At 72.2% G+C, this 25,363-nt stretch carries 26 protein-coding genes; 10 read left to right on the top strand and 16 right to left on the bottom strand.

What is annotated here, in order from left to right; genetic code table 11:
- Genes IO30_RS0118590 through IO30_RS0118625 form a run of 8 tightly spaced genes read right to left on the bottom strand, consistent with a single transcriptional unit; the run spans position 1 to position 6,952 of the window.
- On the bottom strand, positions 1 to 894 hold the full coding sequence (locus IO30_RS0118590; protein WP_031144457.1) for a DUF5936 domain-containing protein: 894 nt from the start codon (positions 892 to 894) through the stop codon (positions 1 to 3).
- Positions 895 to 907: 13 nt separating this feature from the next.
- Positions 908 to 1,846 carry a type II secretion system F family protein gene (locus IO30_RS0118595; RefSeq protein ID WP_031144459.1) on the bottom strand — a complete coding sequence of 313 codons (939 nt, stop codon included), beginning with the start codon at positions 1,844 to 1,846 and terminating at the stop codon, positions 908 to 910.
- Positions 1,843 to 3,189, bottom strand: coding sequence for a TadA family conjugal transfer-associated ATPase (locus tag IO30_RS0118600; protein ID WP_031144461.1), 1,347 nt, complete (start codon positions 3,187 to 3,189; stop codon positions 1,843 to 1,845). The genes IO30_RS0118595 and IO30_RS0118600 overlap by 4 nt, the downstream gene beginning before the upstream one ends.
- Positions 3,186 to 3,554: a TadE/TadG family type IV pilus assembly protein gene (locus IO30_RS0118605; protein ID WP_234321479.1), complete on the bottom strand. Its 369-nt coding sequence runs from the start codon at positions 3,552 to 3,554 to the stop codon at positions 3,186 to 3,188. The genes IO30_RS0118600 and IO30_RS0118605 overlap by 4 nt, the downstream gene beginning before the upstream one ends.
- 1 nt (position 3,555) lies before the next feature.
- Positions 3,556 to 3,939: a TadE/TadG family type IV pilus assembly protein gene (locus tag IO30_RS0118610; protein ID WP_031144463.1), complete on the bottom strand. Its 384-nt coding sequence runs from the start codon at positions 3,937 to 3,939 to the stop codon at positions 3,556 to 3,558.
- A gap of 3 nt (positions 3,940 to 3,942) precedes the next feature.
- On the bottom strand, positions 3,943 to 5,268 hold the full coding sequence (locus tag IO30_RS0118615; RefSeq protein ID WP_051902399.1) for a CpaE/TadZ family protein: 1,326 nt from the start codon (positions 5,266 to 5,268) through the stop codon (positions 3,943 to 3,945).
- A gap of 11 nt (positions 5,269 to 5,279) precedes the next feature.
- Positions 5,280 to 5,978 carry a Flp pilus assembly protein CpaB gene (cpaB, locus tag IO30_RS0118620; protein ID WP_031144466.1) on the bottom strand — a complete coding sequence of 233 codons (699 nt, stop codon included), beginning with the start codon at positions 5,976 to 5,978 and terminating at the stop codon, positions 5,280 to 5,282.
- An 8-nt stretch (positions 5,979 to 5,986) separates the two neighbouring features.
- Positions 5,987 to 6,952 (bottom strand): hypothetical protein, encoded by a 966-nt coding sequence (locus IO30_RS0118625; RefSeq protein WP_237403424.1) that lies wholly within the window; start codon positions 6,950 to 6,952, stop codon positions 5,987 to 5,989.
- Between the two features lie 408 nt (positions 6,953 to 7,360).
- On the opposite strand from IO30_RS0118625, the gene IO30_RS0118630 reads away from it, so the two are divergent.
- Together IO30_RS0118630 and IO30_RS0118635 are read left to right on the top strand one after the other, a co-directional pair.
- Complete coding sequence (locus IO30_RS0118630) at positions 7,361 to 9,058, top strand: chitinase (RefSeq protein ID WP_031144471.1); 1,698 nt, start codon at positions 7,361 to 7,363, stop codon at positions 9,056 to 9,058.
- A 128-nt stretch (positions 9,059 to 9,186) separates the two neighbouring features.
- A complete protein-coding gene (locus tag IO30_RS0118635) occupies positions 9,187 to 10,527 on the top strand; it encodes a M14 family metallopeptidase (RefSeq protein WP_031144473.1) in 1,341 nt (446 codons plus the stop codon).
- A gap of 122 nt (positions 10,528 to 10,649) precedes the next feature.
- Here the strand turns inward: IO30_RS0118635 and IO30_RS0118640 are convergent, their stop codons facing one another.
- The gene (locus IO30_RS0118640; RefSeq protein WP_031144475.1) at positions 10,650 to 11,060 is read right to left on the bottom strand and encodes a RidA family protein; all 411 of its coding nucleotides are present in this window, start codon (positions 11,058 to 11,060) and stop codon (positions 10,650 to 10,652) included.
- Positions 11,057 to 11,821 carry an IclR family transcriptional regulator gene (locus IO30_RS0118645; RefSeq protein ID WP_031144477.1) on the bottom strand — a complete coding sequence of 255 codons (765 nt, stop codon included), beginning with the start codon at positions 11,819 to 11,821 and terminating at the stop codon, positions 11,057 to 11,059. The genes IO30_RS0118640 and IO30_RS0118645 overlap by 4 nt, the downstream gene beginning before the upstream one ends.
- 138 nt (positions 11,822 to 11,959) lie before the next feature.
- Here IO30_RS0118645 and IO30_RS0118650 point away from each other — a divergent pair, with 138 nt between their 5' ends.
- Genes IO30_RS0118650 through IO30_RS0118660 form a run of 3 tightly spaced genes read left to right on the top strand, consistent with a single transcriptional unit; the run spans position 11,960 to position 15,888 of the window.
- On the top strand, positions 11,960 to 13,246 hold the full coding sequence (locus tag IO30_RS0118650; protein WP_031144479.1) for an amino acid deaminase: 1,287 nt from the start codon (positions 11,960 to 11,962) through the stop codon (positions 13,244 to 13,246).
- Between the two features lie 9 nt (positions 13,247 to 13,255).
- A complete protein-coding gene (locus IO30_RS0118655; protein WP_031144481.1) occupies positions 13,256 to 14,848 on the top strand; it encodes an N-acyl-D-amino-acid deacylase family protein in 1,593 nt (530 codons plus the stop codon).
- 23 nt (positions 14,849 to 14,871) lie between these two features.
- Complete coding sequence (locus tag IO30_RS0118660) at positions 14,872 to 15,888, top strand: YdcF family protein (RefSeq protein ID WP_031144483.1); 1,017 nt, start codon at positions 14,872 to 14,874, stop codon at positions 15,886 to 15,888.
- A 66-nt stretch (positions 15,889 to 15,954) separates the two neighbouring features.
- On the opposite strand, the gene IO30_RS0118665 is transcribed toward IO30_RS0118660, so the two are convergent.
- On the bottom strand, positions 15,955 to 17,298 hold the full coding sequence (locus IO30_RS0118665) for a carbohydrate-binding protein (RefSeq protein ID WP_031144485.1): 1,344 nt from the start codon (positions 17,296 to 17,298) through the stop codon (positions 15,955 to 15,957).
- A 191-nt stretch (positions 17,299 to 17,489) separates the two neighbouring features.
- On the opposite strand from IO30_RS0118665, the gene IO30_RS0118670 reads away from it, so the two are divergent.
- Positions 17,490 to 17,675 (top strand): hypothetical protein, encoded by a 186-nt coding sequence (locus IO30_RS0118670; RefSeq protein ID WP_031144487.1) that lies wholly within the window; start codon positions 17,490 to 17,492, stop codon positions 17,673 to 17,675.
- A gap of 672 nt (positions 17,676 to 18,347) precedes the next feature.
- Here IO30_RS0118670 and IO30_RS0118675 read toward each other — a convergent pair.
- Positions 18,348 to 19,289, bottom strand: a complete 942-nt coding sequence (locus IO30_RS0118675) for a LysR family transcriptional regulator (RefSeq protein ID WP_031144489.1) — start codon at positions 19,287 to 19,289, stop codon at positions 18,348 to 18,350.
- A 107-nt stretch (positions 19,290 to 19,396) separates the two neighbouring features.
- Between IO30_RS0118675 and IO30_RS0118680 the strand changes: the two genes are divergently transcribed.
- From IO30_RS0118680 to IO30_RS0118690, 3 genes are read left to right on the top strand one after another with little or no spacing between them, the layout of a single operon-like run.
- A complete protein-coding gene (locus tag IO30_RS0118680; RefSeq protein WP_051858872.1) occupies positions 19,397 to 19,861 on the top strand; it encodes a nitroreductase family deazaflavin-dependent oxidoreductase in 465 nt (154 codons plus the stop codon).
- An 11-nt stretch (positions 19,862 to 19,872) separates the two neighbouring features.
- On the top strand, positions 19,873 to 20,262 hold the full coding sequence (locus IO30_RS0118685; RefSeq protein WP_031144494.1) for a hypothetical protein: 390 nt from the start codon (positions 19,873 to 19,875) through the stop codon (positions 20,260 to 20,262).
- 11 nt (positions 20,263 to 20,273) lie between these two features.
- The gene (locus IO30_RS0118690; protein ID WP_031144496.1) at positions 20,274 to 20,777 is read left to right on the top strand and encodes an FBP domain-containing protein; all 504 of its coding nucleotides are present in this window, start codon (positions 20,274 to 20,276) and stop codon (positions 20,775 to 20,777) included.
- A gap of 4 nt (positions 20,778 to 20,781) precedes the next feature.
- On the opposite strand, the gene IO30_RS0118695 is transcribed toward IO30_RS0118690, so the two are convergent.
- The 4 genes from IO30_RS0118695 to IO30_RS45500 all read right to left on the bottom strand — a co-directional run bounded on the left by IO30_RS0118695 (position 20,782) and on the right by IO30_RS45500 (position 23,789).
- Positions 20,782 to 21,330 carry a GNAT family N-acetyltransferase gene (locus tag IO30_RS0118695; protein WP_031144497.1) on the bottom strand — a complete coding sequence of 183 codons (549 nt, stop codon included), beginning with the start codon at positions 21,328 to 21,330 and terminating at the stop codon, positions 20,782 to 20,784.
- Between the two features lie 17 nt (positions 21,331 to 21,347).
- Positions 21,348 to 21,824 (bottom strand): macro domain-containing protein, encoded by a 477-nt coding sequence (locus tag IO30_RS0118700; protein ID WP_031144498.1) that lies wholly within the window; start codon positions 21,822 to 21,824, stop codon positions 21,348 to 21,350.
- Positions 21,825 to 22,301: 477 nt separating this feature from the next.
- The gene (locus tag IO30_RS0118705) at positions 22,302 to 22,823 is read right to left on the bottom strand and encodes a hypothetical protein (RefSeq protein WP_031144499.1); all 522 of its coding nucleotides are present in this window, start codon (positions 22,821 to 22,823) and stop codon (positions 22,302 to 22,304) included.
- 732 nt (positions 22,824 to 23,555) lie between these two features.
- Positions 23,556 to 23,789, bottom strand: coding sequence for a hypothetical protein (locus tag IO30_RS45500; RefSeq protein WP_031144501.1), 234 nt, complete (start codon positions 23,787 to 23,789; stop codon positions 23,556 to 23,558).
- Between the two features lie 341 nt (positions 23,790 to 24,130).
- On the opposite strand from IO30_RS45500, the gene IO30_RS0118715 reads away from it, so the two are divergent.
- On the top strand, positions 24,131 to 25,342 hold the full coding sequence (locus tag IO30_RS0118715; RefSeq protein WP_031144503.1) for a pyridoxal phosphate-dependent aminotransferase: 1,212 nt from the start codon (positions 24,131 to 24,133) through the stop codon (positions 25,340 to 25,342).
- Positions 25,343 to 25,363 lie beyond the last annotated feature (21 nt).

Genomic DNA, 25,363 nt, shown 5'->3' on the forward strand with positions numbered 1-25,363 from the left:
TCACCCGCCCCCGAACATCGCGCCGAAGTCGACGTCCGCGCCGTAGACGAACCCGCACACGAGCAGGATGAGCGTGCCCGGCAGCATGAACATGGTGACGGCGAAGGTGGCCTTCGGGACGGCCCGCGCGGCGCGGCGCCGCGCGTTCTGCGCGTCCGTACGGCGCATGTCCTCGGCGATCGCGATGAGCGTCTCCACGATCGGCGAGCCCAACTCCTCGCCCTGCTGGAGCGCGGTGACGAACTGCGCGACCTGCTCCGAGTCGTTGCGCCGCCGCAGCTCGTCGAAGGCCTGGCGGCGGCTGACGCCCATGTCCATCTGCTGCAAGGTGATGCGGATCTCGTCGGACCAGGGGCCCTCGTACTTGTCCGCCACCCGGTCCAGGGCCTGCCGGAAGCCCAGACCCGCGCTCACCACGACGGCCAGTACGTCCAGGAAGTCCGGCAGGGTCCGCTCGATGTGGTCGCGCCGGACCCGGATCGCCGACCACAGGCCGGCCTCGATCCAGAACAGGCCGAAGGCGACCATCAGCAGGGCGGGCACCAGCTGCCCGTTGATCAGCATCGAGAAGGCGCCGAGGGCGCCGAGGAATCCGTAGACCGCGCGGCGCGCCGCGTAACGGTCGATGGTCAGGCCGGCCGGGTTGCCCGCCATGTCGATCTGGCGGCGTTTGCGCGCGACCTGGTTCGGTCCCATCAGGCGCAGGATCAGCGGGGCCCAGCGGATGCCGAGGCGGTCGACGAGGGAGCCGACCGCCGTGGTGCGGGTGGCGCCGACCTCCAGGGCCAGGGCGAGGTCGGTGGGCAGTTTCACGTCCGCGCGGTACAGGCGGATGCCGTGGAAGGCGCCGAGCACCGACAGGGCCACGGCCAGGGCGAGGAGGAGTCCGGTCATCGTTCGGCGCCCCTCACACGTCGATCTTCGAGAGGCGGCGGATCAGCAGGAAGCCCAGGGTGAACAGGCCCAGCGAGACGAGCACGGCGGTCTGTCCGATGAAGGCGCCCGTCATCCGGTCCAGTGCGCCCGGCATCATCATGTCCACCAACAGCAGCGAGCCCAGGCCCATCGCCGGGACCAGGTACGCAGTCACCGTCACCTGGGACAGCTGCGTACGGATCTCACGGCGGGTCTCCTTGCGCTGTTCCAGGGTGACCGTGAGGTTGCGCAGGCTGTCGACGATCGCACCGCCCGCCCGGGCGGACAGGACGAGGGTGGAGACCAGGACGACCAGTTCGCGCGAGGGCAGCCGTTCGGTGAGCTCGCCGAGGGACTCCTCGATGGAGTGGCCGACGGCGAGCCGGTCGGCGACGCGGGCGAGTTCCTCGCCCGCCGGGGCCTCCAGCTCCTCGGCCGCGATGCCGATGGCCGTACGCAGGGCCAGTCCGGCCTGGGTGGCGTTGGCGAGGATGCGGGCCAGTTCGGGCAGCTGGTTGATGAACCGCTCGGTGCGGCGCGTGCGCTGCCAGTTGAGGAAGGCGTTGGCCGCCCAGATGCCGATCACACCCGCCACCGGGCCGAAGAACGGCGCCAGGAACGAAGCGGCGACCAGCCACACCCCGGCGATCCCGGCCAGCATGTAGACGAAGAACTCGCCGGGCGTGAGATCCAGGCCCGTCGTCGCCAGCTTCACCTCGATCCGCCGGCCCAGCCCCGTTCTGCGCAGCCTCCGGTCGATCTCGGCGAAGCGCCGGCGGCGGCCCGCGGGCGCCGGGGCCCCGCTCGCCGAGAGGCGTTCGATGAGGGCGGCGCGCTGGGCCCGTCCGGCGGAGTACGCGTGCACGCCGAGGACGACGAGCAGGCAGGCCAGGAGCGTGGCGCCGAGGGTCAGCAGGACGATTGGGTTCACAGGGCGGTCCGGGTGATGCGGGCGGCCAGCGGGTCGTCCGGCAGGGCGACGCCGAAGGCCTGCGGGATCGGCTGGTTGTGCATGTAGAGGCGCTCGGCGATGCGGCGCGGCAGCGGGTAGTACGCGAAGTAGCCCTGGACGCGTCCGTCCGGTCCCATGGGCTGGGCGACGAACCGGCAGACGGTGGTGATCCGGAAGGGCTCGCGGCCGTGCGACTCCAGGATGGAGATCTCCGTGACGCGGCGCGAGCCGTCGCCGAAGCGGGTCAGCTGGACGACGACGTTGACGGCGCTGTTGATCTGGTCCTGGAGCGCCTCGAAGGGGACCTCCACCTCCGACATGGAGGCGAGGGTCTGCAGGCGCATCAGGGCGTCCTCGGCGCTGTTGGCGTGGACGGTGGCCAGCGAGCCGTCGTGGCCGGTGGACATGGCCTGGAGCATGTCCAGGGTCTCGCCGCCGCGGACCTCGCCGACGATGATGCGGTCGGGGCGCATGCGCAGGGAGTTGCGGACCAGGTCGCGGATGGTGATCTGGCCCTTGCCCTCGACGTTGGCGGGGCGGGACTCCAGGCGGATGACGTGGGCCTGCTGGAGCTGGAGTTCGGCCGAGTCCTCGATGGTGATGATGCGTTCGCCCTCCGGGATCAGGCCGGAGAGGGCGTTGAGGAGGGTGGTCTTGCCGGTGCCGGTGGCCCCGGAGACGATCAGGTTCATCTTCGCCTGGACCAGGCCCGACAGCAGGAGCAGCATCTGCTCGTCCAGCGAGCCGAGGCCGATCATCTCGTGCAGGGTGAAGGCGCGCGGGAAGCGGCGGATGGTGAGGGTGGCACCGGTCAGGGAGAGCGGCGGGATGATGACGTTGACGCGCTCGCCGCTGGGCAGGCGGGCGTCGACCATCGGATTGGCCTCGTCCACCCGGCGGTTGACGGTGGAGACGATCCGCTCGATGGTCTGCATCAGCTGCTCGTGCGAGGCGAAGCGGATGGGCAGCTGTTCGACGCGGCCGGCCCGTTCGACGAAGATCTGGTCGGGGCCGTTGACCATGATCTCGGAGATCGAGGCGTCCTCCAGGAGCGGTTCGAGCACGCCCAGCCCCAGGGCCTCGTCGACGACGCGGCGGATCAGCTGGGCCCGTTCGACGGTGGACAGGACGGGGCCTTCGCGGCTGATGATGTGGCCGAGCACCCGCTCCAGCCGGGCCCGCCGCTCGGCGGGCGCCAGCGCGGACATCTCGGCGAGGTCGATCTCCTCCAGCAGTTTGGCGCGGTAGGAGGAGACCAGCCGGCCGTCCTCGCGCGGGCTGTGCCGGTCGTCGGGGGTGCTGACCCGGGAACGCAGGCTCATGGTCCGGTCACCTTCGGGTCGTCGTTGGGCATGACTGCGGTGGCCACCGCGGCGGGGATGTCCAGCCCCGGGACGATGGCCTTGATCTCGATCCTCGCCACCGCGGTGACGGCGTCGGCGTCCTTGCTGACGGTGACCTCCGCACCGAGGCTCGCCTTGACCGCCGCCTCTCCCGCCGCCTCGCCGCCGCTGCCCTTGCGGGCTTCCACGCGGGCGGCCGTACGGGCGGCCGTGTCGGCCTGTTCGTGGACGTACGCGACCCAGCCCAGCTGGATCCCGCACAGGGCGACGAACAGCAGGATCGGCACGAAGCCGATGTACTCGATCGCCACCTGGCCCCGGTCGGAGCGCATCCGCCTCTTCACGTCACTCCGCCTCCTTCTCCATCGCCGCGCCGCCCGTGCCGTCGATCGCACCGAAGTTCAGCGAGGGGTGCAGGACGGGGATGCCGAGGGTGACGGTCGCCTTGTAGATGTCGCCCTGCCGTCCGCAGCTCACCCGCAGCCCCCAGGCGTCCCCGATGTGCTCCGCGGCCGCCGCCTCGCAGTCGCCCTGGCGCCCCGTCACCGCTCCCGCCCGGGCCGCCTCGTCGGCGGCGTTGCCGGCCAGCGAGAAGGCGTACCCGATCAGTACGCACTGCCACACCGCCGCGACCAGCAGCAGGATCAGCGGCACCGTGCCGACGAACTCGATCGCCACCTGGCCGCGGTCCCCCCGGTCGCGGCGGCGGGGTCTGCGCGCCGCGGGCACGGCTCAGCCCTCCCGGCCGCGGCGCAGACGGGCCACCGGGCCGGACCCGCGGACGGCCAGGGAGGTGCCCGGCGGACCCCCGGGCGAGGCCGCACCGGGGGAACGCGGGGAGCCCAGGGCCTTCGTCGACCCCTGGCCGCCGCCCGCCCCGGTGTCCGGGGCCGCCAGCAGCCCCAGTTCGCCCGCCAGCGTCCACAGGGCCTGCTTGACGGTGGAGCGGTTGTCGAGGTCCTGGACGCGGCCCGCGTCCACCACCGCCTGGAGTTCCTTGAAGGCGGCCGGTACGGGGGTCCGGGTGGCCCGGGTCTTGGTGATCTTCTCGATCAGGGCGGGCTGGATCTCGGTGTGCTTGCTCCAGCGGTTGACGACCATCGTGGTCTCCTCCGCCTTGCGCACCTGGAGCCGCTCCCACATCCGCACCATCCGCTTCGCGGCCCGTACGGCCACCACGTCGGGGGTGGTCACCAGCACCGCCACGTCCGCCATCTCCACGGCGGCGGCGTTCGCTCCGGTCACCTGGGTCCCGCAGTCGATGACGACGAGTTCGTAGCGGCTGCGCAGCGCCCCGACGATGTGGCGGGCGGCCCGCTCGTCGACCTCCTCGCCGCGTTCGCCGTCGGCCGGGGCCAGCAGCAGGGCGAGGCCGGTGCGGTCGTCGTAGACCGCGTCCTGCAGGACGCGCGGGGAGATGTCCTGGATCCCGGCGAGGTCGGCGATGGAGCGCCGGAACTGCACGTCGAGGTACGAGCCCACGTCCCCGGCCTGGAGGTCCATGTCGACCAGTGCGGTACGCCGTCCGGAGGCGGCCGCGGCCAGGGCGAACTGGACGGCGGTGAAGGTGGTCCCCACGCCCCCCTTGGCTCCGGTGACGGTGACCACCCGGCCGCCGGGCCCGGTGAACACCTCGCCCCCGCCGCCCAGGTGACGGCGTACGCCCACGGCCCACTGGGCGGCGGCCTGGACGCGGGCGGCGAGTTCCTCGTAGGCCAGGGGCAGGCCGATCAGGCCGCGCGCGCCGGAGTCCATCGCGGCGGAGAAGAGGGCGGGTCCGGCGTCCGAGGAGACCAGGACCACGCCCACGGCGGGGAAGCGCAGGGCGACCTCGCGGATGAGCTCCAGAGCGGGGACGGGGCCGATCCGTTCGTGCACCAGGACGACCTCGGGGAGCTCGTCGATGGATTCGGCGGCGAGCCGGGCGAGGGTGTCCAGCAGGGTGGTGGAGTCGGGGACCGGGGCGGCCGGTTCGGCGGACGGGAGCTGGCTGAGGAGGGTGGCGATGGCGCGGGCGGCGTCCGGGTCGCCGACCGCGGGGAGGATTCGGGTGGTCATCCGGGCCTGCCTTACTTGTCCCCGTCGAGGGTGTACGTACGGTCGCCGGGGCTCGGCGCGGAGTCGGTGCCCGGGGCCACCAGCGCCAGGCGCACGTGCTCCGCGAAGGACTCCGCGTAGGCGACGCGCTGGGTGTCCTTGGTGTTCAGGGCGAAGGTGATCGGGACGGCCTCGGCCGGACCCTTGCCGCTGTCCTTCTCCAGGGCGGTGAGCTTGCCGACGCCCAGGACGCGGGCGTTGGCGACGATGATCACCGAGCGGGAGGGGTCGGTCTCCTTGGCGCCCTTGAAGGTGGCGATGATGTTGACCTTCGCGCCCGAGGTGATCTTGCCCGCCACGCCGGTCGCCGCGTCGATCATGATGGCGATCTCCTGTTCGCCGGGCTGGAGCTGCGGCCGGTCGACGAACATGTCCGCCTGGAGCAGCGAGCCCTTCTTCAGGGTGGTGAGCGCGATCTTGTCCTTGAGCGCGCCGAGGTCGGTGACGGCGGTCTCGGAGAGCCAGCGCTTGGGGACGCTGATCTCCTCGAACTGCTCGGCCGACAGCGGGCTGTACGGGGCGATGTCGCCCTTGGCCCGGTACGCGAGGACCTCGGACCCGACCTTGGAGTTGACGTCGCCGATCACCACGAGGACGCCGGCGAAGGCTCCGAGTGCGCACAGGACCGACAGGAGCAGCAGAATGACGCCGCGGCGCTGGCGTGAGTTCATGGGCCGTACTACCTCGCCGTTCTTCGTTCGTTCTTGCGTTCGGTCCGGTCGGGTCGGGCGGTGCCCGCGGCCACGGCGGGCGGCGGTGCGGTGAGGGGTGCGGAGCAGAAGCCGCACCGGTCGCCGATGAGTTCGAGTCCGCACCAGCGGCACTCGTCGCGGCGGACCGAGGCGACCAGCTGGTAGAGGACGTTCGGGTCCGGGATGCCGGCCGCGAACTCGACGAGTTTCGGGGTGCCCCACCAGGCGGGTGAGTCGGCCGGGAGCGGGTTCTCCATGACCCCCTGCACCTGCCAGGCGGGGGCGAGCTCGGCCGCGACCCAGTCGGAGGCGAGCTGTCCGCGGGCGAAGGTGAGGTGGGTGGCGAACTCCGGCCCGGCGGGCAGGCCGGGGCCCGCGCCGTGCGATCCGTGCGATCCGTGCGCGCCGCGGGAACCCCGGGAGCCGCGCGGGGACGAGCCGGAGCCGCCCAGCTTGACCAGGTGCGGCGCGGGGTGGGCGAGTACGGCGAACTGCGCGCTCGGCGACCAGGAGCGGGCGTGCGCCTTGAGACCGACCGGGACCCGGTCGAGCTTGGCCACCGAGCCCAGCAGGGCGCCCGCGTAGACGTAGTGGGACAGCAGCCGGGCCGCGGAGGCGATCACTCCGGGGCTGAAGTCGCAGACGCTGAGCTGGCGCAGCTGACGGACCAGCAGTGCGGTGCCCAGCGGCGGCAGATCGATGTCGAGGAGCGCGATCCGGTCGGTTTCCAGGATGGCCCGTACGGTGTGCAGCCGCTGGACGGTCGCACGGGGCAGCCAGGACGGCACGAGGACCACGAGGTGGCCGTGCCCCTCCAGCAGGGCGGCGGTCTCGGCGAGCGCGCCCGCCAGGTCGAGCCGTCCGGGCGGCTGCAGGACGGTGGCCCCGGGCGTGTGCCGGTCAGGGGCCGGAAGCACCAGATCGGCGCTGGTGACAGCGATGGCGGTCGGCACGCGAATCCCCCTGTTCACCCCGTACGCCGCTGATGTCCGTACGCCCGTGACGGGCTCGCGACTCCCCGTCACGTTCCTGTCGCGCACGCGCACGCACTGCGCGACCGCAAACGCCCCCCGGCTACCGCCGCGAGGTGCCCCCGGACGCTCTTCCCCCTTGCTCCAGCACCATATCCGCGTCACCCCTGGCAGGGCAGGGGCTTGCTGATTCCCGTGCAGTGAGCACAGGTCACAGGTGGCGGGAAACCCGGACAACAGGGATCGGGAAGTCGGCCATTTCAAGCCAGATCGCAAAGACCCTTGACACGAGGATTGGTCTGGACCAACTTGGCTTCCCAGGCCGCGAGTTGCCCGTCCCCACCGGGCCGGCCGCACCGTCTCCTCATTCCTCCCCCCACCGGAGCCCACGTGAACCGCATACGCTCCCTCGCCCTGCTGGGCGCCGCCACCCTCGCCGCGGGCGGCCTGACCGCCCTCACCACCGGGACCGCACAGGCCGCGGACGTCAACGTCGCCCGTAACGGAGGCTTCGAGTCCGGCCTGGCCAACTGGTCGTGTTCGGGCGGCAGCGGCGCCGTCGTCTCCTCCCCCGTCTTCGCCGGGGCCGGCGCGCTGAAGGCCACCCCGGCCGGTTCCGACAACGCCCGCTGCAGCCAGACCGTCACGGTCAAGCCGAACTCGACGTACACCCTGAGCACGCAGGTGCAGGGCTCCTACGTCTACCTCGGCGCGACCGGGACGGGCACCCAGGACGTGTCCGCCTGGACCCCCGGCTCGGGCTCCGGCTGGCAGAAGCTCTCCACGACCTTCTCCACCGGACCGAGCACCACCCAGGTGACCGTGTACACGCACGGCTGGTACGGCCAGCCGGCGTACACCGTGGACGAGTTCAGCGTCTTCGGCCCGGACGGCGGCGGGGGCACCGACCCCGGCCCGTCCGTCCCCGGGGCCCCGGCCGGGACCGCCGTTTCCGGCCAGAGCGCGAACGGTCTCACCCTTTCGTGGAACGCGGTCAGCGGAGCGACCGGTTACCACGTCTACCAGGACGGCTCCCGCGTCCAGAGCGTGAGCTCCGCCTCCGCACAGATCGCCGGACTCGCCGCCTCCACCTCGTACTCCTTCCAGGTGAGCGCGTACAACGCGGCGGGCGAGGGCCCCAAGTCGGCGCCGGTGACCGGCACGACCACGGGCGGCGGCCCCGGCCCCGGACCGAACCCCTCGGTCCCCAAGCACGCGCTGACCGGCTACTGGCAGAACTTCGACAACGGGGCGACCGTCCAGAAGCTCTCCGACGTCTCCGCCCAGTACGACATCATCGCCGTCTCCTTCGCCGACGCCACGACCACGCCCGGCGCCATCACCTTCAACCTCGACTCGGCGGGCCTGGGCGGCTACACCGTCGCCCAGTTCAAGGCCGACATCGCCGCGAAGAAGACGGCCGGCAAGTCGGTGATCCTCTCCATCGGCGGCGAGAAGGGCACCATCTCGGTCAACGACTCCGCCTCCGCGACCAACCTGGCGAACTCGGCCTACGCGCTGATGCAGGAGTACGGCTTCACCGGCATCGACATCGACCTGGAGAACGGGCTCAACCCCACCTACATGACGCAGGCGCTGCGCGCGCTGTCCGCGAAGGCCGGCCCCTCGCTGGTCATCACCATGGCCCCGCAGACCATCGACATGCAGTCCACGCAGGGCGGGTACTTCAAGACGGCCCTGAACATCAAGGACATCCTCACCGTCGTCAACATGCAGTACTACAACAGCGGCTCGATGAACGGCTGCGACGGCAAGGTCTACTCCCAGGGCTCGGTGGACTTCCTCACCGCGCTGGCCTGCATCCAGCTGGAGGGCGGCCTGGACGCCTCCCAGGTGGGCATCGGCGTACCGGCCTCGCCGAGCGGCGCGGGCAGCGGCTACGTCTCGCCGACCGTCGTCAACAACGCCCTGGACTGCCTGGCGCGCGGCACGAACTGCGGATCGTTCAAGCCGTCGAAGACCTACCCCGGGCTGCGCGGGGCGATGACCTGGTCGACCAACTGGGACGCCAAGGCGGGTAGCGCTTGGTCCAACGCGGTGGGTCCCAAGGTCCACGCCCTCCCGTAGGCGGTAGGTGTGTGGGGGTGGCCTGAATCGGTTCGGCGAGCACAGCGGGTGCTTGACCGGGACATGCCACGAGAGCACGCTGTGCGCGTCCGCACGGCTACCCCCACACTCCCCACCCAGGAGAACGCATGCGGCTCCACACCCGCCGGAGGGCCGCCGTCACGGCGGCCCTGCTGGCGCTCGCACTGGGCGCACCCGCCTACGGCATGAGCGCGACGGCCTCACCACCGCCCACCCCGTCCACCGCCACCCAGGACGAGGCGATCGTCCAGTACCGCATCCACGGCCCCTCCACCGTCGCCGACCGCACCGCCCTGCTCCGTACGGGCGTCTCGATCGACGAGGTGGACGACCACACGGTCGTGGTCAGCGCCGACACCATGCAGGCCAAGAAGCTGCGCGCGCTGGGCTACCAGCTCGACGCCCTGCCCGGACCCCCGGACCGTTCGCTGCCCGGCGTCGCGTCGGGCACGATGGACTTCCCCTCGGCCGACTCCAGGTACCACAACTACGCCGAGGCGAGCGCGGAGATCGACCAGCGCATCGCCCAGTACCCCGGGATCATGAGCAAGAAGGTCATCGGGAAGTCCTACCAGGGCCGGGACCTGTTCGCGATCAAGATCAGCGACAACGTCGCCACCGACGAGGCCGAGCCCGAGGTGCTCTTCACCGCGCACCAGCACGCACGCGAGCACCTGACCGTGGAAATGGCCCTGTACCTGCTCAAGGAGCTGGGCTCCAAGTACGGCACCGAGTCCCGCGTCACGAACGCGGTCAACAGCCGGGAGATCTGGATCGTCCCGGACCTCAACCCGGACGGCGGCGAGTACGACATCGCCACCGGCTCCTACCGGTCCTGGCGCAAGAACCGCCAGCCCAACTCCGGCTCCTCGTACGTCGGCACGGACGAGAACCGCAACTGGAACTACAAGTGGGGCTGCTGCGGCGGCTCCAGCAGCAGCAAGAGCTCCGAGACCTACCGGGGCCCGGCCGCCGAGTCGGCGCCCGAGGTGAAGGCCGTCTCGGACTTCGTGCGCAGCCGCGTCATCGGCGGCAAGCAGCAGATCAAGGCCTCGATCGACTTCCACACCTACAGCCAGCTGGTCCTGTGGCCCTTCGGGTGGACGTACAACGACACCGCGCCCGGCCTGACCGCCGACGACCTCGCCGTCTTCAAGAAGATCGGTACGGGCATGGCGGCCAGCAACGGCTACACGCCGGAGCAGTCGAGCGACCTGTACATCACCGACGGCACCATCGACGACTGGCTGTGGGGCAGCCAGAAGATCTTCGCCTACACCTTCGAGATGTACCCGGCGAGCTCCGGCGGCGGCGGCTTCTACCCGCCCGACGAGGTGATCGACCGCGAGACCGCCCGCAACAAGGAAGCGGTGCTCCAGCTGCTGGAGAACGCGGACTGCATGTACCGCTCGATCGGCAAGGAGGCGCAGTACTGCGCCGCTCCGTGACCGGCCGACCGGTTGACCCACTGACCCACTGACCCGCTGACCGGCCGACCCGCTGACCGGCTGACCGGCCGTCCTGCGGCCGGAGGGGCGCCCCACCGCCAGGGGGGCGCCCCCGCGGCGTCTCAGCCGAGCACGGCCAGCGCGTCGATCTCGATCAGCAGGCCGGCCGGCAGGCCCACGTACACCGTCGTACGGGCGGCGGGCGCCTCCTTCAGGCCCTGCTCCTCGAAGTAGGCGTTGTAGATGCCGTTCATCTCGGCGAAGTGGCCGGTGTCCGTCAGGTAGACGCGGATCATCATCACGTCGTCCCAGCCCGCGCCGCCCGCCTCCAGCACGGAGCGGACGTTCTCCAGCGTCTGCAGGGTCTGCTCGCGCAGCGTCGGCCCGGCGGTCGTGGGCGGCTTGCCCTCCTCGTGCGGGAGGAAGCCGACCTGGCCCGCGACCTGGAGGATGTTCCCCTTGCGCACCCCGTGCGAGAACTTCGCGGGCGGAACCGTGTGCGTCGAGGGGGTGATGGCGGTCTTCTCGGTCATGATCCGTCCTTCTGTGCGGGGCCGGAGCCTGAGTACTCCCGGCTGATGGTGTCGGCGGTACGGAGCACCAGGGGCAGCAGTTCGAGCAGCCCCTCGGCGGGGACGACCACGCCCGGCGCGGAGACGGACAGCGCGGCGGCGACCCGCCCGTCCGGCCCGCGCACCGGGGCGCCGAGGCAGTTGAGGGACTCCTCGTGGCCCCCGAGGTCCGAGGCCCAGCCCTGTTCCCGTACGAGGGCCAGCTCGCGCAGGAAGGCGGCGGCGTCCGGGGTCGAGCGGGCCGTGTGGCGCGGGTACTCCAGGCGCAGCGCCAGCGCCTCGCGCTCGGGCCCGGGCAGGTCGGCGAGGAGCAGCTTGGCCACGGCAGCGACCGTGAGGGGGACCGGCTTGCCGATGCGGGAGTACATGCGGACCGGGTAGCGGCTGTCCACCTTGTCGATGTACACGACCTCCTCGTCCTGGAGGAGGGCGAGGTGCACGGTGTGCCCGGTGACCCGGTTCAGCTCCACGAGATGGGGGTGCGCGATCTCCCGGACGTCCAGGTTCTCGACGGCCTCGGCGGCCAGCGCGAACAGCTGCACGCCCAGCCGGTAGCGGCCGTCACCCTGCCGGTAGACGAAGCCGTGCTCGTGCAGCGTGCGCAGCAGGCGCAGCGCCGTGCTCTTGTGCACGCCGAGCTCCCCGGCCACGTCGCCGAGTCCGGCGGGCCCGCGCGCGAGCAACGGCAGCACCGCGAGCGCCCGTTCCACGGACTGACTCATCCCTCGTCCTCCCGTAGCCCCGGGCCGGGCCGGCCGCGCCCGGCGTTGACCCGTCGTCACCCGGGATGTTAGACAGCATGCAGCGGCATACGCAACGACAGTTGCACCCCACGCAACGTGATTCCGGGAGGCACCCGCATGGCCACCGCCAGCGACCCCGTCAAGGACCTCGCCGACGAACCGGTCGACCACCGGTTCAAGGGCCTCCCGCCGGACGCCCAGGCGCACGGCCTCACCGTCGGGCAGCTCGCCGCCCAGCGGCGCGACCTGTTCGACGGGGGCTTCACCACCCCCGTCCTGACCCTCGACGCGGACGCGCTGGAGCACAACCTCAGCGCCCTCGGCACCTACGCCGCCCGCCACGCCCTCGCCTTCGCCCCGCACGGCAAGACCTGCATGTCCCCCCAGCTCTTCCGCCGCCAGCTGGAGCACGGGGCCTGGGGCATCACCGCGGCCGTCCCCCACCAGGCCCGCGTCTACCGCGCCTTCGGCATCCAGCGGATCTTCCTCGCCAACGAACTCGTCGACGCCGCCGCCCTGCGCTGGGTCGCCGCCGAACTCGCCGCCGACCCCGGCTTCCGGTTCGTCTGCTACGTCGACTCCGTGCGCGGCGTCCAGCTGATGGACCGCGCCCTCCAGGGACAGCCCGCCGTCGTCGACGTCGTCGTCGAGCTCGGCGCGGGCGAAGGCGCCCGCACCGGGGCCCGTACCGACGAGGACTGCCGCGCCGTCGCCGATGCCGTCGCCGACGCCGCCACCCTGCGCCTCGTCGGCGTCGCCGGCTACGAGGCCGAGGTCCCGGGCGCCGACCCGGACCGCGTCGACGCCTACCTGCGCCGCCTCACCGGCCTCGCCGTCGAGTTCGACAAGGCCGGACGGTTCGCCCCGGAGCTCGACGAGATCGTCGTCAGCGCGGGCGGCTCCGCCTGGTTCGACTCCGTGGCCGAGGTCTTCGCCGCCCTCCCCGCCCTGTCGCGCCCCGTCCTGAAGCTGCTGCGCTCCGGCGCGTACGTCTCCCACGACCACGGCTGGTACACCCGCCTCACCCCCTTCAACCGACACCCCGAGGAGGGCGGCCTGCGGCCCGCCTTCCGGCTGTGGACCCAGGTCGTCTCGCGCCCCTCCCCCACCCAGGCCTTCGTCAACGCCGGCAAGCGCGACATCGCCTACGACCTGGGCCTGCCCGAGGCCGAACTGGTCCGCGACGCCCTGGACGGCACGGAGCGGCCCGCCACCGGGGTCCGCGTCGTCAAGCTCTCCGACCAGCACGCCTGGCTGGAGACCGACGCCGCCGACGACCTCCAGGTCGGGGACTGGGTGGCGCTCGGCATGTCCCACCCCTGCACCATCTTCGAGAAGTGGCCGCTGATCCCGGTCGTGGAGGGCGACGGCACCGTCACCGACTACGTGCGCACCTTCTTCTAGGCCACGGCCGTGGACCTGGTCATCCGCGGGGCCCGCGTCGTCGACGGCACGGGCGGGCCCTCGTACACCGCCGACGTGGGCGTCCACGAGGGCCGGATCGCCGCGATCGGCAGGCTCCCGGGCGGGGGCCGGCGCACCCTCGACGCGCACGGCCTCGCCCTCGCCCCCGGCTTCACCGACATGCACGCCCACAGCGACCTCGCCCTGCTCCGCGACCCGGACCACAGCGCCAAGGCCGCCCAGGGCGTCACCCTGGAGGTCCTCGGCCAGGACGGCCTCTCCTACGCCCCCGCCGACGACCGCACCCTCGGCGAAGTACGGGCCGCCATCGCCGGCTGGAACGGCGGCGGCCCCGGCAGCACCGACCTCGACTTCGACTGGCGCACCGTCGGCGAATACCTCGACCGGCTGGACTCCGGCTTCGAAGGACAGGGCATCGCCGTCAACGCCGCCTACCTCGTCCCCCAGGGCACCGTCCGCGCCCACGCCCTCGGCTGGGACGACCGCCCGGCGACCGCGGCCGAGCTGGACCGGATGCGGCAGCTCGTCGCCGACGGCCTGGCCCAGGGCGCCGTCGGCATGTCCTCCGGGCTCACCTACACCCCGGGCATGTACGCCTCCGGGGCCGAACTGACCGAACTGTGCCGCGTCGTGGCCCGGTACGGCGGCTACTACTGCCCCCACCACCGCAGCTACGGCCACGGCGCGCTGGCCGCCTACGCCGAGATGGTCGAGCTGACCCGGGAGGCCGGCTGCGCCCTGCACCTGGCGCACGCCACCATGAACTTCGGCGAGAACCGGGGCCGGGCCGGCGAACTCCTCGGCCTGCTGGACGCGGCACTGGCCGACGGCGCCGACATCACCCTCGACAGCTACCCGTACACCCCCGGCTGCACCACGCTCGTCGCCCTCCTCCCCAGCTGGGCGAACGAAGGCGGCCCGGAGGCCGTGCTGGCCCGGCTGCGCGACGGGACCCAGGCGCAGCGCATCCGCCACGCGCTGGAGGCGGAGGGCTCGGACGGCTGCCACGGGGTCCCCGTGGACTGGTCGACGATCGAGGTCTCCGGGGTCGGCGACCCCGCCTTCGCACCGCTCGTCGGAACCCGGCTGGACGGCTGGGACACCGCCCGGCGCCTCCTGATCGGCGACCGGCTCGCGCCCACCGTCCTCCAGCACGTCGGCCACGAGGAGAACGTCCGGGCGATCATGCGCCACCGGATCCACACCGGCGGCTCCGACGGCATCCTCCAGGGCGCCAAACCGCACCCGCGCGCCTACGGCACCTTCCCGCACTACCTCGGCCACTACGTGCGCGAACTGGGCGTGCTCGGCCTCGAAGAGTGCGTCGCCCACCTGGCGGGCCGCCCGGCCGCGCGGCTGCGGCTGGCCGACCGGGGCCTCGTACGCGAGGGCATGCGCGCCGACCTGGTCCTCTTCGACCCCGACACGGTCGCGGCCGGGTCCACGTACGAGAACCCGCGCGCACTGCCCACCGGCATCCCGCACGTCCTGATCGACGGCCGCTTCGTGATGCGCGACGGGCGCCGCACCGACGTCCTGGCCGGGCGGTCCGTGCGCCGCACTGCACGCGATCTTCGGTAGTTCGGGCACCTACGATGGGCGCCATGGTCGCCTTCGCCCTCGCCGCCCTGCTCTTCCTCGCATTCTGCATACGCGTCCGGCAGGACCGGCGCCGCTTCAGCAACGCCGTGCTCCTGGGGCTGACCTTCCTCAGCGCCTGCTCCGCCCTGTTCCTCCAGGTGGGCAAGCTGCCCACCTGGGCGGCCGTCACGGTCGTCGTGCTCGCCTTCGCCTCACCCGCGTTCGGCGCCTTCGCGCTGGGCGTCTTCCTCGTCCGCAACGGCATGACCATGGTCCGCAAGGAGGGCCTGCGCCCGGCCAACCTGCTGTCGATGCTCGCGGGCCTCGCGATCTTCGCGCTGATCACCCTGCTGATCCTCGTCGCCGTGGTCGGCTCCCCCGTACTGGGCGGCATCGCCGGAACGCTCACCGTGGTGGCCGGCTACGTCTCCTTCGTCTTCTTCTGCTTCCTCGGCTACGCCTTCCTCTACGGGCGGATCAAGGTGCGCGGCGACGTCGACCACGTGGTCATGCTGGGCTCGGGCCTGATCGGCGGGGACCGGGTGCCTCCGCTGCTGGCCTCCCGCCTGCGCAAGGGGCAGGCGATCCACGCCGCCCAGCTGGCCCGGGGCGGCAGGCCGCCGGTGCTGCTCGTCTCGGGCGGCAAGGGCTCGGACGAGAAGGTCGCGGAGGCCCGGGCGATGGCGGACTGGCTGATCGCGGAGGGCGTGCCGGCGGAGCACATCGTGCTGGAGGACCGGTCCACCACGACCGAGGAGAACATGCGCTTCAGCCGGGAGATCATGGAGGCGCACGACCCGGCCTACCGGTGCGTGGTGGTCACCAACAACTTCCATGCCTTCCGGGCCGCGATGCTGGCGCGCAAGACCGGCGTCAACGGTCAGGTACTGGGCTCACCCACCGCGAAGTACTACTGGCCGAGCGCCACCATCCGGGAGTTCGTCGCGGTCTTCTGGGAGCACCGGGCGGTGAACCTCGCGATCTGCGGCCTGCTGACCGTGCTCGGCGCGCTCGGCACGCTGGCCGCCGTCCTCGTCTGACCCGCGCGCACGCGGAGGTGCCGTGACTCCCCCCTTGGCAGCCACGGCACCGGCACTCTCCCGCTGTTACAGGCGCTGCCAGAGCGCCGGGACGTTCGGCGGCTCCCACCCCGTCTGGGCCTGGTGGCCCTGGATGCAGCGGTAGTTGGCTCCGCCGTAGGTGGCGGTGGCGCCGGTCGCGTAGACCGTGCCCGCCTTCCAGGTGCCGCCCGGCTCGGGGTCACCGGGGCCGGGGCCCGGGTCGCTGCCGCTGACCTTGAGGGTCAGGCCGTACGCGGACAGGATCGGGTTCAGCGGCTGGAAGAAGGTGGTCCCGCCGCTGGAGCAGTTGCCGGAACCGCCCGAGGTCACGCCCTGGGCCTGGCTCCCGGAGATGTAGGAGCCGCCGGAGTCACCGGGCTCGGCGCAGACCGTCGTACGGGTCACGCCGGAGATGGTGCCCTCGGGGTAGGTGACGCTGGTGTTGTGCTGCTGGACGGTCCCGCAGTGCCAGCCGGTGGTCGAGCCGGAACGGCACACCGAGGACCCGACCGGCTGCAGCACCGAGCCCGCGACCTGCACGTTCGCGCCGCCGCTGCCCTTGACGTACGGGGTCGCGGTCCACTGCGCGTTCGTCGCCACCCAGGCCATGTCGTTGCCGGGGAAGACCGAGGCCTGGAAGGACCCCTGCGCGACCTGGTTGAAGCCGCTGGTCGTGGTCCCGGCGCGGCCGCAGTGCCCGGCGGTGGCGAAGCCCTGCGTGCTGCCCTTGGTCACGGGGAAGCCCACGGAGCAGCGTCCGCTGCCGTTCATGTAGTACGCGTCCCCGCCGCGCAGGTCGTACAGCGGCCGCGGGGCCTCGGCCGTACGGACCACCGTGACCAGGCCCGGGTCGGTCCCGGTGGCGGCGAGCAGCCCGGCCGCCGCCCCTGCCTCGGTCTCCTCCACGACCAGGCTGTTGGAGCGCGGGTCGACGTAGCGGACCGGGGTCGCGGCGGTGGCGGCCCGGTCCAGCGCGGCCTTGGCGGCGTCCAGGTCGGCCAGGGTGCGGGCGACTACGGCGGCCCGGGCCCCGGCGGCGCGTATCGCGGCGGCGTCGGCGGCCCGGGTCGTGGCCACGGTGAGGGTGCCCGCGTCGGCCCCGTCCACCCAGGCCCCGGCGAACGCGGCGCCGAGCCCCGCCTGGAGCCGGGCGGCGGCAGCCCCCGCCTCGGCCTCGTTCGCGAGGCGCGCCTTGGCCTGCGTGGGGGTCAGGCCGAGGTCGCGCTGCATGGCGGCGAGCAGCTCGGGCGGGGCGTCGGCGGTCCGCAGGGTCGTCGACGCGGAGGGTGCGGCGGGGGCGGGGTCGGCGGTGGCGCCGCCCGTCCCGGCCAGCAGCAGCCCGGCAGCGGCCAGGGCGGTACACGCCGCGCGGGCGTGTCGCTTGAGCATGGGGGATCTCCTCGGTTTCCGTGGGGGTGGGGCGGAGGGTCTGCGGAAACCGTAGAAATCCGAACCAGTGCGCGGGAGCTGCCACTTGGCCCCTCCCCCGGTGGTATGGCCGGGGGCGTGCGGCGGCCGAGGTGCGTTCATGGGTCGGGGGCCGGAGGATGGGGCCAGGGGAAAACCGTAGGAGGTACGCGATGGTCAGTGAACCCGACGAGCAGCCCACACGGTCGGACCGGCTCTTCACGGGCGGGGAGCGACCGTACGACCCCGAAGACCTCGTGATGGCGACAGGCCACGACCCGACTCCGGAGCGGATCGAGAAGGCGCGCCAGCTGATCGAGAAGGAGGGTCCGCAGGTCATCGAGCGCTACCTGCCGTAGCCCCTGCGGGGGGCTCGGCGGTGTGTTTGCGTCGGCCACGCCGGGCCCCTGCCGGGGGCTCGGCGGTGCCCTTGCGCCTGCGGCGCCGCTGCACGGGGCTCCGCCCCGGACCCCGCTCCTCAATCGCCGGAGGGGCTTGGGTTTGCCCTGGCGGGGCCTGTTCGGTGGGGGTCGGGGAGCGGTGCCCCTCCGGGGTATCTCCTCGGCTCGCGCACTGAGCCCGGTCAAAATGTGGCGGCCCTGGTTGCGCGCTCGTCCTGCGGGGACACCCCGCAGTGTCCCCACTCCCCTCGGCCACGGCTTCGCTTCCGACGCCGGGGCGTGTGGGGTGGGGGCGCGCAGGAGGGTCCCCGCAGGACGAGCGCGCAACCTGGGCCGTATCTCTCGTAGCGGGGGCTAAGTGCGCGAGCCGAGGAGACACTCCGGATGGACCCCGCCCCACACCCCTGACCCCGCCAGGCACCGCAACGGCCAGCACATCCAGCGCCCTGCCTGGGCAAAATCCAGCCCCGCCGGCGATTGAGGCGCGGGGTCCGGGGCCGAGCCCCGTAGCAACGGCGCCGCAGACGGGACACCACCACACGGCCGAGCCCCGCAGGGACGCGGCGGAGCCCCGTGCAACGGCGCCGCAGGCGGGACACCGCCCCACCGCCAAGCCCCGCACGGGACACGTCACGGGGCCAGCGCCCGGCGGGACGGGCCGGCGGCGGAGCGGGTGAGGGCGTCCGCGTGCGCAGCCCTGGCGTGCTCCAGCACGTCCGGCGCGCGGGCGGCCGCCCGGGCCGCGGGGTGCCACCCCAGCAGGTGCCGCCACACCAGCGGAGCCCCGGCGAGCGGCCGGGTGACCACCCCCGGGGTCACCGGGAAGGTGGCCCGGCACAGCCCGACGGCCCGCCCGACCTGCACCAGGTGCACACACGACGCCGTGTCCGTCTCGTACACGCAGGCGGGCGTGAACCCGGCCCGTACACAGGCCGCCGCGAAGCAGTCCCCGAAGCACCCGTCCCCCGGCACGTCCGCCCACGCCTCCGCCGCCAGCTCCGCCAGCTCGACCTCCCCGCGCGGGGAGCGGGCCAGCGGATGGTCCTCGGCCAGCATCACGTGCACCGGGTCCCGCGCCACCTCCATCCACGCCAGCCGCCCCGGCTCCGGCGGCGCGCTCTCCCCGCACACCCCGACCAGCGCGAAGTCCAGCCGCCCGGCGGCGACGCTCCCGGCGACCTCCGTCTCGGACCAGGACGTGTACGTGGTCACCGGCACCCCGGGCTCCTGCCGGGCGAGCCGGTCCACGAGCCCGCCGAGCAGCGGCCCGTGCGTCCCGCCGAGCCGGTAGCCCTCCGTCCCCTGCCGGGCGAACCGCTGGGCCTCCTCCTGGAGCTCGCACACCGCGGGGAGCACCACCCTGGCCCGGTCCAGGACCAGCTCCCCGAGAGCGGTCGCCCGGACGCCCTCCCGGCCGCGGACGAACAGCGCGCCGCCCAGCGCCCGCTCGATCCGCTTCAGTTGGGCACTGAGTGCGGGCTGCGCGACCCCGAGCGCGGTCGCCGCCCGGGTCAGGCTGCCCGCATCGGCGACGGCCCTGACGATCTTGAGGTGCCTCAGCTCCAGGTCCATACGACGAGCTTGGTCCAGACCAGTGGACGAGCGCTACGGTCCGACCGCATCCAGAATCGGTGGACGCTCGTTATCGGCCAGGGGGCCGAAACCCAAAGGACAGGTGAATGTACGCACTCGACGTCGACTGGGACCACCCCACGGACCCCCTGCCCGGCCCGCGGCTCGACCACGTCCGCGCCTACGTGGCCAGCGCGGGCGCCGACGGCCACCTGTGGCACGGCGTCCCCACGCTCCTGCTCACCACGGTCGACCGCACCACCGGCCGCACCGTCCGCACCCCGCTCATCTACACCGAGGACGGGGGCCGCCACATCGTCCTGGCCTCCGGACACGGCGCCCCGGACCACCCCGGCTGGTACCGGAACCTCACCGCCCACCCGGAGGTCCGCCTCCAGGTCGGCGCCGCCGCCCTGAAGGCCACGGCCCGCACGGCCACGCCGTGGGAACGCGAGGTCTACTGGGCCATGATGACGGCCCTGTGGCCCGCCTACGAGGACGACCAGGCGGCAGCCCGGCCCCGCGAGATCCCTCTGGTCATCCTGGAACCCCGGACGAGCAGGCCGCAGTAACCTTCCCTCTCATGCCCACCACACAGCCCCCCGCGCCCGGCCGCCGCCAACGGTCGGCCGCCGGCCGGGCCTGGAAAGCGTTCAAGCTGTGCCTCTCCACCACGGCCTTCCTGTGGGTCGCGTGCTGGCTGGCGACGGCCATGTCGGAGCAGCGCGAGAGGTGCGCCCACCAGATCGTCGGGCCCGGCGGCCCGTTCAGGGTGGAGACCAGCTCCCTCCCGCCCAACGAGACCTGCGTCTGGCCCGACGGCACCGAGATCGCCGCGCTGGACGTCATGACGTACCTCTGGTGGGCCGCCGCCGCGGCCACGCTGATCTCCTTCCTGCTGGCGGCCTCCTTCTCCGCCGCCCCCGCGGAAGACCTCCGATATCGGGATGCGGGCAGGTCGGAGCGCCCGTAGGGTCGATGCCCGTGGAACCACTCACCGAGAAACAGATCCGCTCGTCCTTCGTGAACTGCACCAAGGGCGAGGCCTCACGGCTGCGCCTCCCCCTCGACTTCGCCGAACTGCCCTGGGAAGACCTCGACTTCCTCGGCTGGGTGGATCCGGGAGCGCCCCTGAAGGCCCACCTCGTCCTGCCCGCCGCCGAGGGCCCGCTGGGGATCTCCCTGCGCGTTCCGTCCGTGAACCGCACGAGCGCGATGAAGTCCAGCCTGTGCCAGCTCTGCCTGACCGGACACGCCTCCTCCGGCGTCACCCTGCTCGCCGCACCCCTGGCGGGCGCCCGGGGCCGCGAGGGCAACACCGTCGGCATCTACGTCTGCGCGGACCTCGCCTGCCCCCTGTACGTACGCGGCAAGAGGCAGCCGAAGCTGCGCACCGCGCGGTACGAGGAGTCCCTCACCCTGGACGAGCGCCTGGCCCGCATGACGGACAACCTGGACGCCTTCGCGGCCCGCGTCACCGCCGCCTGATCCCTCAGGCGGGTGCCGCGACCGCGCTGTACGTACGGCCGCCCGCGGCGTACTCGCCCAGCGGGCTCATGCCGAACCCGTCGACGTGCACCCGCCAGGACGGCTCGTTCCCGGACTCGATGAACGCCACCACCGCGTCCGCCCGTCCGGCCGCCTCCCGCAGGGCCAGCGCGAACAGCCCCCGGGCCACACCGCGCCCCCGGTAGGCGGCGTCGACCACCACCGGGCCGTAGAGCAGCCACCGCACCTCGCTCAGCGGGCGACCCCGCCACTGCAACGAGCCCTGGGCGTCGAGCAGCGCCCGCAGCGGGGGCGGCGGCGAGGGCACGTCCTGCGGCACGGAAAGGGCGAGGAGCCCGGCCAGCCTCCCCGCGTCGTCGGCCACCAGCAGCTGCCCGGCCGCGACCATGCCCCGCAGCTCGGCCACCCCGAACACCCCTTGCACGAAGCCCTGCTGCGCCCGCTGACTCTCCGTCAACGCGTCACGGTGGTTGGCGGCGAAGAGCGCGGCCATCGCGGCGGCGTCGGACTCGGCGGCGTACCGGTACTCCATGGCGCGATCGTGCCACGTCACCCCCGGTCGTAGACGCACACCTCCACGTCCCGGGCACACAGCGTGTCGGAGATCAGCGGCTCGATACGGGACCAGCTGCCACCGGCGAGCCCGCACCCTATGCGAGGCATGTGCACGGAGGCACCCAGCTCCAGCGCATGCCCCGCCAGCGCGTCGAGGCAGCGCTGCACGGCCTCGTACCGGATCGGCGGCCCGCTGCTCCCGGTCCGCATGCCGCGCTGACCGACCATGTTGGCCACCCACACGTCGGGCTTCACCCGCACCACTTGCACGGCCCCGAGCCCGAAGTCGTTCCCGCTGCGCCCCCGGTGCCAGGCGCGGTACGCCGCCTCCGGCTCGGGCCACCGCTTCGAAACGGCCAGCACGAACCCCTTGCCCCACCCCCCGAGGTCGTTGCACACATGGGCGATGACCTTGGGCCCTTTGGCCTGAGGACTCGTCGCATCCCCGGCAATGATCCTGAGCGGCTTCACATCCCCACGCTAGGCGAAAGCACTGACAAGGGGGGCGGGGTGGGATGGGGGCGGGGTGGCTTCGGGGGCCTGTTACCCCTTGGCCGAATCAGAGAAGTCTTGGGGGATTCCCGTCAGTCCCACGGTCCTTCCGTGCCGGGCCGGGCCCTCAAGGGCGCTCCCTGCGGTCGCGTCGCTTCGCGATGGGCGTCGCTTCGCGATGGCCTTCGGCCACCCTTGACCGCCCGTCCCGACACTGAAAGACAAGGACTGTCGGGAAGCCCCCAAAGGATGGTCTCCTGGGGACAAGTCACAGGGGCGGGGCATCAGGGTCCCGGCGGGCAAGGCTCCCGGTGGCCCAGCCGCAGCCCGGGCCGTTCCAGTTGCCGGGCGGGCCTGCTGGCGCATCAAATCGCTACGCGCTTCTCTCTCACGGCGGCCGCCCACCGTCCTGGGCCGGGGGGCCTGGCGGTGGGCGGGTGGGACGGGCGGGGGTAGTCAGGTGGTGGCTAGGAGAGTGAGGGCGAGGGCGGAGCCGGCGAAGACGGTGAGGTGACGCAGGTTCTGGAGGTAGGGCATGACCCAGCGGGGGAAGCCGGTCTCGGCAGCCTTCAGCATCGACTTGACGTCGATGCGCTGGAGTTCGGAGTCACCGCTCTTTGTGAAGTGGCCGGTCACGGACTGCACGGCGGTCAGGTTCGAGTAGAGGATCACGCAGTTCACGAGGAGGACGAGGGACTGGATGATCCATGCGGCGCTCTCTCCCCACGTCGTCTTGGTCAGGAGGAGTACGGCGGAAGCGGTGAGGGTGAGCGCGATACCGACCGGGGCGTAGGTCTCGTGGCCGCCGGCGTCCAGACGCATCCCGTTCTCCGCCATCACCGTCCTGCGTACACCCTGGCGTCCGAGCTCCGCCTCGACTGCCGCCTGAGCCCGGGCCCCGTAGCGGCTGCGCACCACCGGGATGCTCAGGAAAGCAACAGCGATCAGTACCTGCAGCGACGCAACGAACCCGTTCATGGGGATCCCTCATTCCTCAGTGCCTGCCTGGTGACGTCCAAACCATCGACCCACCCCCTGACAGACCCCAGACAGGCCGCTGACACGCCCCCTGACACCCCAAGACGGCATCTGACACGGTCCGAGGCCGTCAGATGCCGCCTGACCGAGCAGGATGCCGAAATACTCGGCATTTCGTCCCCTCTCGACGCCATTCACCCTCCAACCCGCCCCCAAATATGGACATACCACCCGCTGGCGGGCGTGAGGGAGGGTCCGGCCGGTCACGGGCTGCCCATACGCCTCTACCCAGCCCCAGGCGAGCAGCAGACGCCTTCCCGGAGGAGCGCGTAACGATCTGCGGCGGCCTATGTCCGGCCCCAGGCGGCCCGCAGACGCCGAGCAATGAGGAGCGCGTAGCGATTTGATGCGCCCACCGGCCCCGCCCGGCAACTGGAACGGCCCCGGCTGCGGCACGGCCCCCGGGAGCCGTGCCCGCCGGGGCCCTGATGCCCCGTCCGTGGATTACTGCTGCGGAGACCGTCCCTTTGGGGGCTTCCCGACAGTCCTTGTCTTTCCGTGTCGGGACGGGCGGTCAAGGGTGGCCGAAGGCCATCGCGAAGCGACGCGACCGCAGGGAGCGCACTGACGGGAAGCCCCCAAGACATCTCTGATGCCGCCAAGGGGTAACAGGCCCCCGAAGCCGCCCTCAGCCCCTCGAAGCCCCCGCCCCGCCCCGCTCCACCCCGGCCCCTACAAGTACTCCCGCGCGAACTCCACCGCCCATTCCACCGCCGCCACCGGGACGCTGCCCGAATGGGGGTCGAGGGCGAGGCGGGCGGTTTCCCAGCCTTCGCCGTGTTCGCGGAAGATCGCGAAGCCGCCGGTCTCAGCGCCGTTCCGGGTCGTCACCAGGAACTCGATCACCCGGTCGTCTCCGTCCGAACCCAGGGTGGTGATCGCCATGTCGCCGACTACGAACTCCACTGATCGCGCCCTTCAGTAGCTGATGTGCCGGGATCAGCCTCTCCGGCGGGGCGGGCCCGCACATGAGTGCGCGTACTCATGCGACGTACTCATGCCACGTACTCAGCCGCACCCTCCCGCGCCCCGCCCCCTCCCCCACCCCCGGGGTGACGAGCGCAACACCCGGGTTTCGGCGGCGCCCGCGTGCACCCGTTCCGCAGGTCGGAGTGCGGGGCGGGCCCCGGATTCCAAGGGTGGACCGGGTCGCTACCCGCCCATCACGCGAAATGGGACATATCACTCCCGGTGACCTGTGGCCAAATGGCTCGGCACGCCCGCGCGCGGGCCCGTAAGCTCCCGTCATGCAGGTGATCCAGTCAACGAAACTCGCCAATGTCTGCTACGAGATCCGCGGCCCCGTCCTCGAAGAGGCGATGCGGCTCGAAGCAGCAGGTCATCGCATCCTCAAGCTCAACACCGGCAACCCCGCGGCCTTCGGCTTCGAGTGCCCGCCGGAGATCCTTGAGGACATGCTCCGCAACCTGGGCAACGCCCACGGGTACGGGGACGCGAAGGGGCTGCTCTCGGCGCGCCGCGCGGTGATGCAGCACTACCAGACCAAGGGCATCGAGCTGGACGTCGAGGACATCTACCTCGGCAACGGCGTCTCCGAGCTGATCCAGATGTCGATGCAGGCGCTGCTCGACGACGGCGACGAGGTGCTGGTCCCGGCGCCGGACTACCCGCTGTGGACCGCTTCCGTCTCCCTCGCGGGCGGCACGGCCGTGCACTACCGCTGCGACGAGCAGGCCGACTGGATGCCCGACCTCGCCGACATCGAGCGCAAGGTCACCGACCGCACCCGCGCGATCGTGATCATCAACCCGAACAATCCGACCGGCGCCGTCTACGACGACGAGATGCTGCGCGGGCTGACGGACATCGCGCGCCGCCACAACCTGGTCGTCTGCTCGGACGAGATCTACGACCGGATCCTGTACGACGGCGCCACGCACACGAACACCGCCGCCATCGCGCCGGACCTGCTGACCCTGACCTTCAACGGGCTGTCGAAGAACTACCGCGTCGCCGGCTACCGGGCCGGCTGGATGGCGGTCTGCGGCCCCAAGAAGCACGCCTCGTCGTACATCGAGGGCCTGACGATCCTGGCCAACATGCGACTGTGCGCCAACATGCCCTCGCAGCACGCGGTGGCCACCGCCCTCGGCGGCAGGCAGTCGATCAACGAGCTGGTGCTGCCGGGCGGGCGGCTGCTGGAGCAGCGCGACACGGCGTACGACCTGCTGACGCAGATCCCCGGCATCACCTGCGTGAAGCCCAAGGGTGCGCTGTACCTCTTCCCGAAGCTCGACCCCTCGGTCTACAAGATCAAGGACGACCGGCAGATGGTCCTGGACCTGCTGCGGGCCGAGAAGATCATGGTCGTGCACGGGACGGGCTTCAACTGGACGGAGCCCGACCACTTCCGGATCGTGACACTGCCGAACGCCAAGGACCTGGCGGACGCGGTGACGCGGATCGGGAAGTTCCTGGACGGCTACAGCCAGCCCTGATCCGGCTCCGCTCCGGCCCGG

It is taken from the genome of Streptomyces xanthophaeus (assembly GCF_000725805.1).
In the GTDB taxonomy this organism is placed as follows: Bacteria; Actinomycetota; Actinomycetes; order Streptomycetales; family Streptomycetaceae; genus Streptomyces; species Streptomyces xanthophaeus.